This window comes from Streptomyces fulvorobeus (assembly GCF_013167895.1).
GTDB classification, from domain to species: Bacteria; Actinomycetota; Actinomycetes; order Streptomycetales; family Streptomycetaceae; genus Streptomyces; species Streptomyces fulvorobeus.
This window is the reverse complement of sequence record NZ_BLWC01000001.1, coordinates 2,788,336-2,804,181: the sequence shown is the minus strand read 5'-3', so window position 1 is coordinate 2,804,181 and position 15,846 is coordinate 2,788,336. Positions and strand designations below refer to the sequence as shown.

General features: G+C 73.0%; 13 protein-coding genes and 1 pseudogene. 6 read left to right on the top strand and 8 right to left on the bottom strand.

The genetic code is table 11. The features are described 5' to 3' along the window. Window positions 1–51: 51 nt before the first annotated feature. From cseC to Sfulv_RS12585, 5 genes are all read right to left on the bottom strand, one after another. On the bottom strand, window positions 52–1,413 hold the full coding sequence (gene cseC / locus Sfulv_RS12605; protein ID WP_173313779.1) for a two-component system sensor histidine kinase CseC: 1,362 nt from the start codon (window positions 1,411–1,413) through the stop codon (window positions 52–54). Beyond that, window positions 1,410–2,123 (bottom strand): two-component system response regulator CseB, encoded by a 714-nt coding sequence (cseB, locus tag Sfulv_RS12600; RefSeq protein ID WP_173313778.1) that lies wholly within the window; start codon window positions 2,121–2,123, stop codon window positions 1,410–1,412. The genes cseC and cseB overlap by 4 nt, the downstream gene beginning before the upstream one ends. 41 nt (window positions 2,124–2,164) lie before the next feature. Beyond that, window positions 2,165–2,890, bottom strand: a complete 726-nt coding sequence (locus Sfulv_RS12595; RefSeq protein ID WP_173313777.1) for a hypothetical protein — start codon at window positions 2,888–2,890, stop codon at window positions 2,165–2,167. Next, complete coding sequence (locus Sfulv_RS12590; RefSeq protein WP_173313776.1) at window positions 2,878–3,498, bottom strand: SigE family RNA polymerase sigma factor; 621 nt, start codon at window positions 3,496–3,498, stop codon at window positions 2,878–2,880. Before Sfulv_RS12590 ends, Sfulv_RS12595 begins: the two co-directional genes overlap by 13 nt. 140 nt (window positions 3,499–3,638) lie before the next feature. Beyond that, the gene (locus tag Sfulv_RS12585; RefSeq protein ID WP_173313775.1) at window positions 3,639–4,541 is read right to left on the bottom strand and encodes an HhH-GPD family protein; all 903 of its coding nucleotides are present in this window, start codon (window positions 4,539–4,541) and stop codon (window positions 3,639–3,641) included. 229 nt (window positions 4,542–4,770) lie between these two features. On the opposite strand from Sfulv_RS12585, the gene Sfulv_RS12580 reads away from it, so the two are divergent. Continuing rightward, the gene (locus tag Sfulv_RS12580) at window positions 4,771–5,610 is read left to right on the top strand and encodes a hypothetical protein (protein ID WP_179764420.1); all 840 of its coding nucleotides are present in this window, start codon (window positions 4,771–4,773) and stop codon (window positions 5,608–5,610) included. 159 nt (window positions 5,611–5,769) lie between these two features. On the opposite strand, the gene disA is transcribed toward Sfulv_RS12580, so the two are convergent. Beyond that, a complete protein-coding gene (disA, locus tag Sfulv_RS12575) occupies window positions 5,770–6,894 on the bottom strand; it encodes a DNA integrity scanning diadenylate cyclase DisA (RefSeq protein WP_173313774.1) in 1,125 nt (374 codons plus the stop codon). A gap of 143 nt (window positions 6,895–7,037) precedes the next feature. Then, a complete protein-coding gene (gene radA, locus Sfulv_RS12570; protein ID WP_173313773.1) occupies window positions 7,038–8,450 on the bottom strand; it encodes a DNA repair protein RadA in 1,413 nt (470 codons plus the stop codon). A gap of 172 nt (window positions 8,451–8,622) precedes the next feature. On the opposite strand from radA, the pseudogene Sfulv_RS30310 reads away from it, so the two are divergent. Further along, window positions 8,623–10,417, top strand: a pseudogene (locus tag Sfulv_RS30310) (BACON domain-containing protein). 10 nt (window positions 10,418–10,427) lie between these two features. Here Sfulv_RS30310 and Sfulv_RS12555 read toward each other — a convergent pair. Next, window positions 10,428–11,291, bottom strand: coding sequence for a DUF3109 family protein (locus Sfulv_RS12555; RefSeq protein ID WP_173313770.1), 864 nt, complete (start codon window positions 11,289–11,291; stop codon window positions 10,428–10,430). Between the two features lie 40 nt (window positions 11,292–11,331). On the opposite strand from Sfulv_RS12555, the gene Sfulv_RS12550 reads away from it, so the two are divergent. The 4 genes from Sfulv_RS12550 (at window position 11,332) to ilvD (ending at window position 15,810) form a co-directional block, all read left to right on the top strand. Beyond that, window positions 11,332–12,279: a Ppx/GppA family phosphatase gene (locus Sfulv_RS12550; RefSeq protein WP_173313769.1), complete on the top strand. Its 948-nt coding sequence runs from the start codon at window positions 11,332–11,334 to the stop codon at window positions 12,277–12,279. A 111-nt stretch (window positions 12,280–12,390) separates the two neighbouring features. Further along, window positions 12,391–13,215: a sugar phosphate isomerase/epimerase family protein gene (locus tag Sfulv_RS12545; protein ID WP_371874661.1), complete on the top strand. Its 825-nt coding sequence runs from the start codon at window positions 12,391–12,393 to the stop codon at window positions 13,213–13,215. Continuing rightward, the gene (locus tag Sfulv_RS12540) at window positions 13,212–13,829 is read left to right on the top strand and encodes a TetR/AcrR family transcriptional regulator (RefSeq protein WP_173313768.1); all 618 of its coding nucleotides are present in this window, start codon (window positions 13,212–13,214) and stop codon (window positions 13,827–13,829) included. The genes Sfulv_RS12545 and Sfulv_RS12540 overlap by 4 nt, the downstream gene beginning before the upstream one ends. A gap of 130 nt (window positions 13,830–13,959) precedes the next feature. After that, window positions 13,960–15,810, top strand: a complete 1,851-nt coding sequence (gene ilvD / locus Sfulv_RS12535) for a dihydroxy-acid dehydratase (RefSeq protein WP_173313767.1) — start codon at window positions 13,960–13,962, stop codon at window positions 15,808–15,810. The last annotated feature ends 36 nt before the right edge of the window (window positions 15,811–15,846 follow it).

Genomic DNA, 15,846 nt, shown 5'->3' with positions numbered 1-15,846 from the left:
CCGGGAAGCCTTCCGCTTCTCCGGGGCCGCCGTCCCGCGTTCCGGCGTCCCTCAGTCCCGCCCGGCCTCGCGGTCCCGCTTCCCGGGCCGCCGCTTCTCCGCGAGTCTGATGACCGGGAAGCTGCCGGTGTCCGTGGGCGCGTGCTCCGGCAGCCACAGCACGGCGACAGCACCGCCCGCCCCCTCGGCCCCGCCGTCCGCCGCCACGTTGCGGAAGGTGAGCCGGGCGCCCAGCACCCGGGCCTGGCCCGCCGCGATCGTCAGCCCCAGCCCGTGACCGTGCCCCGCCCGGTCGCTGCTGCCGGTACGGAACCGGCTCGGCCCCTCCCGCAGCAGCTCCTGGGGGAATCCCGGCCCGTGGTCGCGGACCCGCACCACCCGGCCCTCGACCGTGACCTCCACCGGAGAGGCCCCGTGCTTGGCCGCGTTCCCCAGCAGGTTGCCCAGAATGCGCTCCAGGCGCCGCGGATCGGTGGACACCCACGACTCGTGGATCACCCGCACGGTGACCCCGGGCCCCAGCAGGGCGATCCGCCGGGCCACGAACTCGCCCAGCGGAAGTTCCTGGAGCTCCGCCCGCTCCGAGGCGCTGTCCAGCCTGGCCACCTCCAGGACGTCCTCGACCAGCGTCCGCATCGCCTGCGCCCGGTCGCGTACGAGCTCGCTGGGGCGCCCCGGCGGCAGCAGCTCGGCCGCGGTGAGGAGCCCCGTCACGGGCGTACGCAGCTCATGGGCGATGTCGGCGGTGACCCGGCGCTCCGCCTCGATGCGCTCGTTCAGCGCGTCCGTGAGCGCGTCCACCGCGCCGGCCAGCTCATCCGTCTCGTCGCGGACGACCCCGCCGACGGCCTCCCTGACCCGCACATCCGTATGGCCCTGTGCGACCCTGCCCGCCGCCGCCGCTGCCTTGCGCAGCCGCCGCGACAGCTGTCCGCCGATCAGCACACCGAGCGCGGAGCCGCCCAGCACCGCGCAGACCGAGCCGATGATCAGGGCCCGGTCGAGATCGCTCATGATCGTGGCGCTGCGGTCGGCGAAGCGGGTGTGCAGCGAGAGGATGTCCCCGTTGGCCAGCGGGACGGCCGCCCAGACGTCGGGCACGCCGTCCCCGTACTCCTCGACATGGGTGGCGCGGCGGTTGCCGCGGACCCCCTCACGCAGGCTCTCGGGGAGCGCCGGGTCGTTGAGCTTCGCACCGAACTTGGGCGTGCTGTTCTTCGCGTTCGCCGCCTCGTACAGCCGCTGCGCGAAGAGGAGCCGTTCCAGCTGGACCTCGCGCGCGTTCTCGATCATGGAGACGCGCGCGGCGTTGTGCACGACGAGGCTCAGCGCCACCGCGACGAGCGCGCCCACGGCGGCGATCGCGATACTGATCTTCCAGCGGACACCCGTCCGCAGGGCCCGCCCCTTCATGCTCTGAGCTTGTAGCCGAAACCGCGGACCGTCTCGATCCGGTCCTGCCCGATCTTGGTCCGCAACCGCTGCACGTGGACGTCGACGACCCGGGTGTCCCCGCCCCAGCCGTAGTCCCAGACCCGTTCCATGAGCCTGTCGCGCGAGAGCACGGTGCCGGGCGCCGACGAGAACTCCAGCAGCAGCCGCATCTCGGTGGGCGTGAGCCCCACCTGCCGGCCCTCCCGGCGCACCTCCATGCCCTCGGTGTCGACCTCCAGGTCGCCGAAGACCAGCAGCCCGTCGCTCCCGTACGGTGAGTCCGCGCTCGCGCCCGCCCGCTGTCCGCCCGTCCCCGCCGCGTGACCGAAGCGGCGCAGCACGGCGCGGATACGGGCGACGAGCACCGCTCCGTCGAACGGCTTGGTGACGTAGTCGTCCGCCCCCGCCTCCAGACCGAGCACCACGTCGATCGAGTCGGCGCGTGCCGACAGCATGATCACGGGGACGGTCGACTCGTCCCGGATGCGGCGGCACAGGCTGACCCCGTCGAGCCCCGGCACCATCACGTCCAGGAGAGCGATGTCCGGGCGGTCGGACCGGAACGCCTCCAGTCCCGAGAGGCCGTCCGGTTTCGCGGTGACGACGAATCCGACCCGCTCCAGCGCGAGCTGGGTGGCCTCGCGGATCACGTCGTCGTCCTCGACGAAGAGGACGTGGGTCTCGGCCATGCGACTGCTTTCCGTACGGTCGGTTCTCGGTCGGTTCCCGGTCAGCTCCGGGTCGGTTCCGCCTGCGGGGGGAGCGCGCCCTCTCCGCTGCTGACGGCCCGGTTGAAGTCGTTGAGCACACGGTCGTGCTCGCTGAACCGGCCGTCCGTCCAGCGGTAGGTGATCACTTCCTCGCCGGAGGGGTACGCGACCGAGTCCCTCGATCCGTACACCTGCGTCGTCACCACCAGGTCACCGCGGTCGATCGTCCCGTAGACAGCGGGCATCTCGGCGGCGAAGACGTTCTCGTAGGAGCCGTCGTCCCGGGGCCGGTAGACGTAGGTTCCTATGCCCACCGAGTCACCGCACGTCAGTACGTTGACCACGACGTCGGCGGCGGGGCCGTCGGTCAGTGACCCGTACGAGGTGTCGACGGGGTACTCGTCCCCGGAGCATGGCCGCAGATCGGTCCTGACCCGCGGGCTCACCCCGGGGTCCCGCTTCAGGAGCGCCACGGCGTTCACCCGCCGGGCGGGCTGGGCCGTCGTGGTGGGGGCGGCGAGCGAGGGAGTGACCTGGGTGACCGGCTTCGTACCGGCCGGCCCCTCGTCCCTGGTGCCCGTGCCGCCCGCGGAGCAGCTGGCGCCCAGCAGCGCGAAGGCGGCGAGCCCGGCCATCGCCGTACCGCTCGCCGCCAGTGCGGCACGCACTCCGCAGCCCCCGGGGGCCGTGCCGGCCGTTCCGGGACCGCCGTCCGTGCCTTCGCTGCCGCCTGTCAGGCCGCGCACCGCTCCCGCCCCCGCTCGTCATCACGCCCGTCGTGCCGCGCCGGTGTGTGCGCACGCACCGGCGACCCGGGCGAAGGACGCGCGGCGGCCTCGCGGTCACCGGCCTCCCGGCTCGCCGCCTCGCGGCTCACCAGCTCCTGGCGCAACCGCGCCAGCGCCCGGTGCAGCGTGCTCTTCACCGTACCCGCCGACATACCGAGGGCGGCGGCCGTCTCCTCCGTGCTCATCTGCTCCCAGTGTCGCAGCACGACGACGCTGCGCTGCTTGGGAGCCAGCACACCCAGGACGTCCATCAGCAGGGCCCGGTCGGCGCGCTGCTCCGAACCGTCCTCGACGCTCGCGTCGGGCAGCTGCTCGGTGGGGACCTCTTCGAGCCTGCGGGCCCGCCACCACTCCGTACGCGTGTTGATCATGACGCGGCGCAGGTAGGCGTCGGCCAGGGACTTGTCGGCGATGCCGTCCCAGCGGCCGTAGGTGCGCGCGAGAGCGGTCTGGAGCAGATCCTGCGCGTCCACCGGGTCGGGGACGAGCCGCCGGGCGCTGCGCAGCAGGGCGTCCTGCCGGGTGCGTACGTAGTCCTCGAACGCGAGCACCTCGCCCTGCGCCATCACAACCGCCTCCGTCCCCGTGAATCCCCGTCCCACTGCTGCCGGAGACGCTACGGAGGCGTTGTCACGAGGGTGTCCGGAGCAGCCGTACGCGGACGCACGGCTGCCCATCGGTTGTGTAACAGCGCGGGCTGCCCGGCTCAGGTCAGCGGCAGCCGGTACCGGCCGTCCGCCAGCGGTTCGACCAGACCGTCGGCAACCAGGCCGTCGAGAGCCCGCGCCCGCTGTACGGGTTCGTCCCAGACCGCGTCGAGTGCGGCCTGCCCGACCGGTGCCACCGCCTCGCGCAGGACGGCGAGCAGCCGGCCCCGCACCTGGCGGTCCGTACCGGCGTACGTCTGGCCCCGGCGCGGCGGCCCCTGGTGCGCGGGCTTACCGGCCAGCAGCCAGGCGCACTGCCCGGAGATGGGGCAGCGAGGGCAGTCCTCGTTCCTCGCGGTGCACACCAGCGCGCCGAGCTCCATCGTCGCCGCCGCCCAGCGGGCCGCCCGCTCGTCCTCCTCGGGGAGCAGCACACGTGCCAGCTTCCGCTCGGCGGCGGTGGTCGCGTTCGGCGGGTACTGGATGCCGGTCGCGGCGCGGGCGAACACCCGGCGGACGTTCGTGTCGAGCACCGCGTGGCGCTGGCCGTACGCGAACGAGGCCACGGCCGCCGCCGTGTACTCGCCGATACCGGGCAGCGCCAGCAACTGGTTGTGCTCGCTCGGCACGTCGCCGCCGTGCCGTTCCGTTATCGCCTGCGCGGCGCCGTGCAGGCGCAGTGCGCGGCGGGGGTACCCGAGGCGGCCCCAGGCGCGGACCGCCTCGCCGGGCGCGTCCGCCGCCAGGTCGGCGGGGCGCGGCCAGCGGGCCATCCACTGCTCGTACACGGGGAGGACTCGGCTCACCGGGGTCTGTTGCAGCATGAACTCACTCACCATCACCCCCCAGGCGCCCGCTTCGGGGCGGCGCCAGGGGAGATCGCGGGCGTGCTGCTCGAACCACCCGATGACGGGGGTGTGGAGGGATGCGGGGGGCGTCTGTGTCGAAGTCGTGGCAGTCATCGCACCGACGATCCTGGCACGGAAGACCGGGCGATGGTCACGGGCGCAGGGGTGTCGGCCCTTCCGGAGGGTCCACGGGGCGGTGACGCCACCCGTTCTGTCCCCTGTGCCCGGGTCGGGAGCCGGTCTTCGGGCACTCCGTGATGATGATCGGCAAAACTTGCCCGTCGAGCGGCGGGTGGGGCGGGAGTTGAGCCCGATCTCTCGTAGAGTTTGCGCCGTGGGATCTATGCGCAATCCGGTCGGGCCGCTTCCCTCCTCCATCTACTGGCGACGGAGGGCAGTCGCGGCATCGCTGATCGCGCTGCTCGCCTTGCTGATCGTCTGGGCCCTCACCTCGCTCGGGGGCGGCGGGGGCAGCGGCGACCCCAAGGCCGGCGGCCCGAATCCCGCTCCCTCGATCACGCCCGGCCCTTCGGGGTCGGGACCCGCGATCAGCCGGCCGCCGGGCGGACGCGATGAGTCCGGTTCCGGTGGAGGCGCGGGGTCGGACGGCAGCAACGGGGACGGGGAGCCCGGCGGCGCGGACGGCGGCCCGGAGGGCGGCGCGGACACGGCCGGTTCCGGTGGGGCGGACGGCGGTCCTGGCAGTGCTCCGGACGGCGTCCAGGGCAGTGGTACCGGCAGTGCTCCGGGCGCCGAGCGGGTGCCGGCCGGCTCTCCGCTCCCCGACTGCGGGCCCGCGGCGCTGCGGCTGAGCCTGAGGACGGACGTCAGTTACGGCCCGAACGACAAGCCGGTGTTCCGGCTGGTCGTCACCAACACCTCGGCCACCACCTGCAAGGCCGACTTCGGCCCGAAGACCGCGGTGCTCACCATCACCGAGGCCGGCGGCGAGGACGACCGGATCTGGTCCTCCGCGGACTGCCCGGCCGCTTCGGGCCCGCTCTATCTGAAGGTCCCGGCCGGTGCGACGGTCGTCCACACGGTGACGTGGGACCGGAGGAAGAGCAGCCCCGCGTGCGCCTCGGCCCCCACCAAGGACGCGGGTCCGGGCACCTACCTCCTGGAGGCGAAGGCCCCGGGCGCGCCCCTGCAACGAGCCTCGTTCGTCCTGCCGAAGGAGTAAGGGCTGTCCCGCGATCCCGGGCGGGCGCGTGACGACAGCCCCGGCGCCTCGCCGCGTGGCCGGAGCACCCGGATACCTCCGGTACGCGGACGCCCCTCCGCCCGCGACGCACCGCTTCCGACGCCGCGCGCCGCGCCGGCCGGGGTTACGGGACAGCCCTCAGACGTACCGTTCGAGGATCGAGGACTCCGCCAGCCGCGAGAGCCCTTCGCGCACGCTCCGGGCCCGCGCCTCCCCGACCCCGTCGACCGCCTGGAGGTCGTCCACGCTCGCGGCGAGGAGCTTCTGCAGACCGCCGAAGTGCTCCACCAGCCGGTCGATGATCGCCCCCGGCAGCCTCGGCACCTTCGCCAGCAGCCGGAACCCCCGCGGGGACACCGCGGAGTCCAGCGTCTCCGGCGAGCCGCTGTACCCCAGAGCCCGGGCGACCACCGGCAGTTCCAGCAGCTCGGTGTGGGACAGCGCGTCCAGCTCGGTCAGCGCCTCGGCGACCGTACGGGAGCGCTTCGCCGTCGGCTGCGGTACGTAGTCGCGTACGACGAGCTCCCGCTCCGGCTCCACGCCGGCGATCAGCTCGTCCAGTTGGAGGGAGAGGAGCCGGCCGTCGGTGCCGAGCTCCACCACGTACTCCGCGATCTCCGTGGCGATCCGGCGGACCATCTCCAGGCGCTGCGCGACGGCTGTCACGTCCCGGACGGTCACCAGGTCCTCGATCTCCAGCGCGGAGAGCGTGCCCGCGACCTCGTCCAGCCGGAGCTTGTACCGCTCCAGCGTGGCGAGTGCCTGGTTGGCGCGCGACAGGATCGCGGAGGACTCCTCAAGGACGCGGCGCTCGCCGTTCACGTACAGCGCGATCAGACGCATCGACTGGGAGACCGAGACGACAGGGAAGACACACGCCTTCGAGACCCGGTCCGCCGTGCGGTGCCGGGTTCCGGTCTCCTCCGTGTGGATGGACGCGTCCGGCACCAGCTGCACGCCGGCCCGCAGGATCTTCGTCATGTCCTTGTCGAGGATCAGCGCGCCGTCGAGCTTGCACAGCTCACGCAGCCGCGTCGCGGTGAACTCCACGTCCAGCACGAATCCACCGGTGCACATGGACTCGACGGTCTTGTCCATGCCGAGGACGATCAGCCCGCCGGTGTTGCCCCGGAGGATGCGCTCCAGGCCGTCCCGAAGTGGCATTCCGGGCGCGACCGCGCTCAACGAGGCGCGCATCAGCGCTTCGTTACCGGTGCCTTGGCCGGACTTTCCGGGCGATGCTGCCCGGTCGTTGGCTGCCACTGCACTCCTCCGGTCACAGGTTTTCGGTGCCCTTAGGGCCTCTCGTGTGGATCAGGCCGGGCTCGCGGGGGTCCGGTCCGATCCCGGACGAGACCCCGCGTCCCTCATACCGTTCGTACGGGCGGGCGAGACCAGGGCAAAGTCTACCGGCGCGCGTTGTCCTCCTGTGGTCCCTCCGGACGAGACCGGCGGGGGAGCACTCTGAGGGCATCCCCCATGTCGGACACTTCTGTGACCTTCATACCGGAAGGCACCTTCCCGGGGTCGCTCGGCACGAGCGCGTGCGTGAACCCGAGGCGGTACGCCTCGGCCAGCCGGCGCTGCACCCCCGTCACCCGCCTGACCTCGCCCGCGAGGCCCACCTCGCCGATCGCGACGAGGTTCTTGGGGAGCGGGGTGTCGCTCGCCGCACTGGCCAGGGCCAGGGCGATCGCCAGGTCCGCGGCGGGCTCCGTCAGCTTCACGCCGCCGACCGTCGCGCTGTAGATGTCCCGCTTGCCGAGCGCGGTGATCCGCCCCCGCTGCTCCAGGACCGCCAGCATCATCGACACCCGGGACGTCTCCAGACCGGAGGTCGTGCGCCGGGGCGAGGGGATCTGCGAATCGACCGTCAGCGCCTGGACCTCGGCGACGAGCGGGCGCTTGCCCTCCAGGGTGACCGTCAGGCAGGTCCCCGGAACCGGCGCGTCGCGCCGCGTCAGGAACAGCCCCGAGGGGTCGGCGAGACCGGTGATCCCCTCGTCGTGGAGCTCGAAGCAGCCGACCTCGTCCGTCGCCCCGTAACGGTTCTTGACGCCCCGCACGAGACGGAGGCGGGCATGGCGGTCGCCCTCGAAGGACAGCACCACGTCGACGAGGTGCTCCAGGAGCCGCGGCCCGGCGATCGCGCCGTCCTTGGTGACGTGGCCGACCAGCAGCGTCGCCATCCCGCGGTCCTTGGAGGCCCGGATGAGCGCCCCGGCCACCTCCCGGACCTGCGCCATGCCGCCGGGCGCGCCCTCGATCTCGGGCGAGGCCACGGTCTGTACGGAGTCCAGGACGAGCAGGGACGGCTTGACCGCGTCGAGGTGGCCGAGAACGGCGGACAGGTCGGTCTCGGCCGCGAGGTACAGGTGGTCGTTGATGGCCTTGATCCGGTCGGCGCGCATCCGCACCTGGCTCGCGGACTCCTCGGCCGTGACGTACAGCGTGCGGTGGTCCTCGCTCGCCGCCTTGGCCGCCACGTCCAGCAGCAGCGTCGACTTCCCGACGCCCGGCTCGCCCGCGAGCAGGACGACGGCGCCCGGCACGAGTCCCCCGCCCAGGACGCGGTCGAGTTCGCCGACGCCGGTCGAGCGGGCGGTGGCCTGGCGGCTGTCGACCTGGCCGATGGGGACGGCGGCGGTGGAGACCCGGCCCGCGGCCGTCGTGCGCACGGCGGGGGCGCCACCGAACTCCTCGACCGTCCCCCACGCCTGGCACTCCGGGCAGCGGCCGAGCCACTTGGCGGTCGTCCAGCCGCACTCGGTGCAGCGGTAGGACGGCCGGTCCTTCGCGGATTTCGTACGGGCAGCCATGGCGCCACCGTATAGGTGAGGTCCGACAGTGCCGACCGGCCCAGCGGCGCGGGTGGTGGCTTCCGCCACAAACCCGAAGCGCTGTCCCCTTTTGAGGGATACGTTCATCCGTAAGGATTAAATGCGCCCAAGAGGTGATGAGAGTGTGCCTTCCGCTGCCTACGGTCGCCAGGTGACGAGCACCAGACTGGAGACCACCCCGCACACCACCGGCGTACACCGGGCGCACCGACGCGCTCCCCACTCGTCGGACCCGTCGGCCCCGTCGGATCAGCGACCGCCCGCACGTTACGAGCCCCACCTCGACGGCCTGTTCACCTACTGCCTCTCCGTCCTGTGCGATCACGAGGCGGCGACGGAGGCGCTCGGCGCGGTCCTCGTCATCGCGGAACGACAGGACAGCCGGTGCCCGGGCGGCGAGGAGGAACGTAAATCCTGGCTGTACGCCCTGGCCAGATGGGTGTGCCTGCGCAAGCTCAGCGAACGCAGACACGGCAGCCCGGCGCATCGCCGGCCGCCCGGCGGGGGAGCGCGCAGCGGTCACCGCCCGCCCCCGAAGGCGCCGGAAACCCCCGCGGACCCGGCGGAGGCGACCGCTCCGGCGCACTCCGAGTCCCCTGCCGCGGAGGCGCGGCGCCGCGAACTCGCCCAGCTCGCCTGGCCCGAGGCCGCGGGCACCACCCCCGAGCAGCGAGAGGCACTCGAACTCGCGGTACGCCACCAGCTCCCCCGCGTGCCGTCGCCGCCGTCCTCGGGCTCGAACCCGGCGCCGCCGGGGAACTGCTCGCCGCCGCGGCCTGCGAGGTGGAGCGGACCCGGGCCGCCCTCGCCGTCGTCGAGACCGGTGACTGCCCCGCCGTCGCGCGGCTCACCGGCGACCACCAGGTCCTGCTCTCCTCCGCCCTGCGCCGCGAGCTCGTCCGGCACGTCGACGACTGCCCCCGCTGCCGCCGCGCCGCCGAGCGGGCCGGTGCCCGGGGACCCTGGCCCGGCGCGGACGTCCGCCCCACCGCAGCGCTGCCGGTCGTGGAGGCGCCGCTGCCCTCCGTCCAGGTCGCCATGGTCCACGCCAGGCGGTCCCGGTCGGGCGGCCCGCGCTTCGACCGGGCGGGCTTTCCGCTGGACCCCAAGGACCACGCGGCCCGCCGCGACCGGCTGCGCGCCCGGGTCCTCACCACCACCGTCGTCGCGACCGTCGTCGCCGCCCCCGTGATCGCCCTGTGGGCCGCCTACCGGGGAGCGCCGCAGACGGGGGAGGGCCACGCCGGTTCCTCGGTCACCGCGACGGAGCGGGACGGCGCGGGCGGCTCCTGGGGCAACACGTACGACCCCTACGAGAACGCGGGCAACGCCCGGCCCGGCGAGAACGACCGCTTCAGGCCCGGCGCCCGTACCCCGGACGTCTCGGCCGAGGTGATCAGCGCGGGCGGCCGGCACGGTCCCGGCGACCTGGCCGTCACCGCCCGGACCTCGGGCGACCTCACGACGATCACCCTGACGGCCTCCGGCCGCGAGGCGGTGACCTGGTCGGCCTGGGTGGACGCGCCCTGGCTCCACCTCAGCAGCACCTCCGGCACGCTCGCCGCCGGCCGCAGCGTCACCCTGCGGGTGTCCGTGAACCACGCCGCCGAGCCGGACGGACCGTGGCGGGCGCGGGTCGGCCTCGATCCCGAGGGGTCCGTGGTCATGATCGACGGTTACGGGACCACGGCGCCGCCGCCCGGGGCCCGGCCGGTCCCTCACGGCCCACCACCCCGTCCGCGCCGGCGAAACCCTCCGAACCGGCGCCCACCCCCACGGAGCCGACTCCGGCCCCGACTCCCGCCGAACCGACCCCCACGGAGCCGGTTCCGACCCCGGCCCCCACGGAGCCGGCCGAACCGCCGCCGTCGTCACCGGGCCCGGGCGACCCGACCGCACCCGAGGACCCGGGGACGAGCCCTGCGACCCCGGACCCGGCGGGCTGAAGCCGAGAGGTCAGTGCGTCGGGTGCGTCGGGTCGGCCGGGTGCGGTGCCATCGGCAGGAGCGAGGACAGCCGCTCCTCGCACAGCTCCACCAGCCGGTCGTACGCCTGCCTCCCCATCAGCTCGACGAGCTCCGGGCGGTAGGACACGTAGACCGGTTCCCCGGCCCCGTGCGCCGAGGTCGCCGAGGTGCACCACCAGTGCAGGTCGTGACCGCCGGGACCCCAGCCCCTGCGGTCGTACTCCCCGATCGAGACCTGGAGGACGCGGGTGTCGTCGGGCCGGTCGATCCAGTCGTACGTACGCCGGACCGGGAGCTGCCAGCAGACGTCCGGCTTGGTCTCCAGGGGCTCCTTGCCCTCGCGCAGCGCCAGGATGTGCAGGGAGCAGCCGGCCCCCGCGGCGAAACCGGGCCGGTTCTGGAAGATGCAGGAGCCCTCCCAGCGCCGGGTCTGCCGCTCGCCGTCCTCGTCGACGCCGACCCAGCCCGTCTGCGTACCGACGTCGTGGAACTGCCACAGGTCCGGGGTCAGCCGGGCGACGTGTCCAGCCACCCGCTTCTCGTCGTCCTCGTCGGAGAAGTGGGCGCCCAGCGTGCAGCACCCGTCGTCCGCGCGGCCCGCCTGGATGCCCTGGCAGCCGCTGCCGAAGATGCAGCTCCACCGGGAGGTCAGCCAGGTGAGGTCGCAGCGGAAGACCTGCTCGTCGTCGGCGGGGTCGGGGAACTCCACCCACGCCCGCGCGAAGTCGATGCCCGTCTCGTCGCCCGGCTCCCCGGGCCCCGCGTTCCCGTCCGCTTCCGGCTGAGGCAACTCCCCATTCATTTTCTGCTTCTTCGTGACTTTGTCCGGCTTCGCCTTTTTCGTCTTTGGCACGCGCCAAGAGTAAGTCCGCCGGAGCAGTAGCGTTCCGGGTATGAGACTCGGAGTCCTCGACGTGGGTTCGAACACGGTTCATCTGCTGGTGGTGGACGCCCACCCCGGCGCCCGCCCGCTGCCCGCGCATTCGCACAAGGCGGAGCTGCGGCTGGCCGAACTTCTCGACCCGGACGGCGCGATCGGCCCGGTGGGCGTAGACCGGCTCGTCTCGACGATCGCCGGCGCGGTCCAGGCCGCCGAGGACAAGGGGTGCGAGAACGTGCTGGCCTTCGCCACCTCCGCCGTGCGGGAGGCGTCCAACGCCGACAGGGTGCTGGAGCGGGTGCGGGACGAGACGGGCGTCGACCTCGCGGTCCTCAGCGGCGAGGAGGAGGCACGCCTCACGTTCCTCGCGGCCCGCCGCTGGTTCGGCTGGTCGGCGGGGAAGCTCCTCCTCCTGGACATCGGCGGAGGCTCGCTGGAGGTCGCGTTCGGGATGGACGAGGAGCCCGACGCCGCGGTGTCGCTTCCGCTGGGGGCGGGGCGCCTGACCGCGGCCTGGCTGCCCAGCGACCCCGCGGACCCGCTGGAGGTGAAGGCGCTGCGCCGCCACATACGGGCCGGCATCGCCCGTACCGTCGGAGAGATCACCCGCTTCGGCCGCCCCGACCACGTCGTCGGCACCTCCAAGACCTTCAAGCAGCTCGCCAGGATCGCGGGCGCCGCACGCTCCGCGGAGGGCCTGTACGTACAGCGCGTCCTCACCCGCAAGGCACTGCAGGAGTGGGTCCCCAAGCTGGCGGCGATGACCGTCGAGCAGCGGGGCGGCCTGCCGGGGGTCTCCGAGGGCCGGGCGGCGCAGCTGCTTGCCGGGGCGCTCGTCGCCGAGGCGGCGATGGACCTGCTCGGGGTCGAGGAGCTGGAGATATGCCCGTGGGCGCTGCGCGAGGGCGTGATCCTGCGCAGTCTCGACCACCTTCCGGCGCAACGGGTCGCGCTGTACTGACCGCGCGCCCGGGCGCCCGGCGGCCGTGCGGGACAAGCCCGCCCGCATGGCCCTGGTCACTTCCGGTCGGGATTCCCCGGCCGCACGCGCCGCTGCCCGTACCCTGTCCTGGTGGCAGAACCAGTGGTGCGCGTTCCGGACGCGAAGGTCGCCCTGTCGACTGCTTCGGTCTATCCGGAGTCGACGGCGACGGCCTTCGAGATCGCGGCGCGCCTGGGGTACGACGGCGTCGAGATCATGGTGTGGACCGACCCGGTCAGCCAGGACATCGAAGCGCTGAAGCGGCTCTCGGACCATCACCAGGTGCCGATCCTGGCGGTGCACGCCCCCTGCCTCCTCATCACGCAGCGGGTCTGGTCCACCGACCCGTGGGTGAAGCTCCAGCGGGCCAGGGCGGCGGCGGAGAAGCTCGGCGCGTCGACCGTCGTCGTGCACCCCCCCTTCCGGTGGCAGCGCAACTACGCGCGCGACTTCGTCACCGGCATCTGGCGCATGGCCGACGAGACGGACGTCAGGTTCGCCGTCGAGAACATGTACCCGTGGCGCTACCGGGACCGCGAGATGCTCGCGTACGCCCCCGACTGGGACGTCACCAACGACGACTACCGGCATTTCACCGTGGACCTCTCGCACACCGCCACGGCCCGCACCGACGGGCTGGCCATGGTCGACCGGATGGGCGACCGGCTCGCCCACGTCCACCTCGCCGACGGCAAGGGGTCGAACAAGGACGAGCACCTGGTGCCGGGCAGAGGCGACCAGCCCTGTGCCGAACTGCTGGGGCGGCTGGCCCGCACCTCCTTCGACGGCCATGTCGTCATCGAGGTCAACACCCGCCGCGCCATGTCCTCAGCCGAACGCGAGGCCGACCTCGCCGAGGCCCTGGCCTTCGCCCGGCTGCACCTGTCGTCCTCCGCCGGGGACCCCTCCGCATGACACCCGACGCCCCCGCCCCCCGCCGCCGGGGCCGTCCCCCGCGTACGGCGGAGGCCACCGGACCCGGCGCCCGTACGCGCATCCTGGAAGCCGCCCGCACCGAGTTCGCCGAGCACGGCTACGACCGGACCTCCATGCGGGGCATCGCCAGGGCGGCGGGCGTGGACGCGGCGCTGGTCCACCACTACTTCGGTACGAAGGACGAGGTCTTCGCGGCGGCCATCGAGGTCTCCTTCGAGCCCGCCCTGGTGATCCCCGCCGTACTCGGAGGCGCCGCGGACGGGCTGGGGGAGCGGCTGGCCCGCTACTTCATCGCCGTATGGGAGAACCCGGCGACGCGCGCGCCCCTGCTGGCGATCCTCCGCTCCGCCCTCACCCACGAGACCGCGGCCGAGCTGCTGCGGGGCTTCGTGCTGAGGCGGCTGCTGGAGCGGATCGCGGCGGAACTGGACGTACCCGATCCGACCTTCCGCGCCGAGCTGGCCGCCTCGCACCTGGTCGGCATCGCGATCCTGCGGTACGTGATCCGGGCCGAGCCGCTGGCCTCGGCGGACCCGGAGCGGATCATCGAGATGGTGGCGCCGACGCTCCAGAGGTATCTGACCGCGCCCTGAGGGCCGCCCGTCCAGCCGCCGCCGGACCGCCCACCGAGCACCCCGTCCCGCGATCCGGACGCCTTGTCCAGATCTTGGAGCCGAGGGCGTACGCTCGAAGACAGTCTTTTCTGTCGAAGGAGCGAGCGCGATGCCGCAGCTGAGGTCCCGCACTGTCACCCACGGCCGCAACATGGCGGGCGCCCGCGCCCTTATGCGGGCCTCGGGCGTAGCGAGCGAGGACATCGGCAAGCCGATCGTCGCGGTGGCCAACTCCTTCACCGAGTTCGTCCCCGGCCACACCCACCTCGCCCCGGTCGGCCGTATCGTCTCCGACGCGATCAAGGCGGCGGGCGCGGTGCCGCGCGAGTTCAACACGATCGCCGTGGACGACGGCATCGCGATGGGCCACGGAGGCATGCTCTACAGCCTCCCGTCCCGGGATCTGATCGCCGACTCCGTGGAGTACATGGTCGAGGCGCACTGCGCCGACGCGCTGATCTGCATCTCCAACTGCGACAAGATCACCCCCGGCATGCTGATGGCCGCGCTGCGCCTCAACATCCCCACGGTCTTCGTCTCCGGCGGCCCGATGGAGGCGGGCAAGACCACCCTCGTCGACGGCACGGTCCGCACCCTCGACCTCGTCGACGCGATCTCGGACGCCGTCAACGACAAGATCTCGGACGAGGACATCCTCCGTATCGAGGAGAACGCCTGTCCGACCTGCGGCTCCTGTTCCGGCATGTTCACCGCCAACTCGATGAACTGCCTGGCCGAGGCGATCGGCCTGGCCCTCCCCGGCAACGGCTCGGTCCTCGCCACGCACACCGCGCGCAAGGCCCTGTACGAGAACGCCGGCCGCACGGTCGTCGAGATCACCGAGCGCCACTACGAGCAGGACGACATGAGCGTCCTGCCGCGCAACATCGCCACGCGCGCCGCGTTCGAGAACGCCATGGCCCTCGACATCGCGATGGGCGGCTCCACCAACACGATCCTGCACCTGCTGGCCGCGGCCCAGGAGGCCGAGCTCGACTTCGGCCTCGCGGACATGGACGCGGTCTCCCGCCGCGTCCCGTGCCTCGCCAAGGTCGCGCCGAACGTGGCGCCCGGCGGCACGTACTACATGGAGGACGTGCACCGGGCGGGCGGCATCCCCGCCATCCTCGGTGAGCTCCACCGCGGCGGCATGCTCAACGAGGACGTGCACACCGTGCACTCCGCCACCCTCACCGAGTGGCTGAAGACCTGGGACGTACGCGGCGGCTCCCCGTCCGCCGAGGCCGTCGAGCTGTGGCACGCGGCGCCCGGCTGCGTCCGTTCGGCGACCGCCTTCTCGCAGTCCGAGCGCTGGGACACCCTGGACACGGACGCCGAGGGCGGCTGCATCCGCTCCGTCGAGCACGCGTACTCCAAGGACGGCGGCCTGGCCGTCCTGCGGGGCAACCTCGCGGTGGACGGCTGTGTCGTGAAGACCGCGGGCGTCGACGAGTCCATCTGGACCTTCGAGGGCCCAGCCGTCGTCTGCGAGTCCCAGGACGAGGCCGTCGACAAGATCCTCCGCAAGGAGATCAGCCACGGAGACGTCGTCGTCATCCGCTACGAGGGACCGCGCGGCGGCCCCGGCATGCAGGAGATGCTCTACCCGACCTCCTTCCTGAAGGGCCGCGGCCTCGGCAAGACCTGCGCCCTGGTCACGGACGGCCGCTTCTCCGGTGGCACGTCGGGCCTCTCCATCGGCCACGCCTCGCCGGAGGCGGCCTCGGGCGGCACGATCGCGCTCGTCCAGGACGGCGACCGGATCAGGATCGACATCCCCAACCGCTCCATCGACCTCCTCGTCCCCGACGACGAGCTGGCCACCCGCCGCGAGGCGCTGAACGGGGTCTACGCGCCCAAGGACCGCGAGCGCAAGGTCTCGGCCGCCCTGCGCGCCTACGCGGCGATGGCGACGAGCGCCGACCGGGGCGCCGTGCGCGACGTCTCCAGGCTCGGCTGACCCAGCCGTACCGGCGAAGGCCCCGGGCACCGGCCA

Excerpts from the sequence above, each read along its gene's own strand:
- cseC (WP_173313779.1), bottom strand. The coding sequence starts at position 1,413 with ATGAAGGGGCGGGCCCTGCGGACGGGTGTCCGCTGGAAGATCAGTATC.
- Sfulv_RS12590 (WP_173313776.1), bottom strand. The coding sequence starts at position 3,498 with ATGGCGCAGGGCGAGGTGCTCGCGTTCGAGGACTACGTACGCACCCGG.
- Sfulv_RS12580 (WP_179764420.1), top strand. The coding sequence starts at position 4,771 with ATGCGCAATCCGGTCGGGCCGCTTCCCTCCTCCATCTACTGGCGACGG.
- Sfulv_RS12540 (WP_173313768.1), top strand. The coding sequence starts at position 13,212 with ATGACACCCGACGCCCCCGCCCCCCGCCGCCGGGGCCGTCCCCCGCGT.
- ilvD (WP_173313767.1), top strand. The coding sequence starts at position 13,960 with ATGCCGCAGCTGAGGTCCCGCACTGTCACCCACGGCCGCAACATGGCG.
- Sfulv_RS12550 (WP_173313769.1), top strand. The coding sequence starts at position 11,332 with ATGAGACTCGGAGTCCTCGACGTGGGTTCGAACACGGTTCATCTGCTG.
- Sfulv_RS12585 (WP_173313775.1), bottom strand. The coding sequence starts at position 4,541 with ATGACTGCCACGACTTCGACACAGACGCCCCCCGCATCCCTCCACACC.
- radA (WP_173313773.1), bottom strand. The coding sequence starts at position 8,450 with ATGGCTGCCCGTACGAAATCCGCGAAGGACCGGCCGTCCTACCGCTGC.
- cseB (WP_173313778.1), bottom strand. The coding sequence starts at position 2,123 with ATGGCCGAGACCCACGTCCTCTTCGTCGAGGACGACGACGTGATCCGC.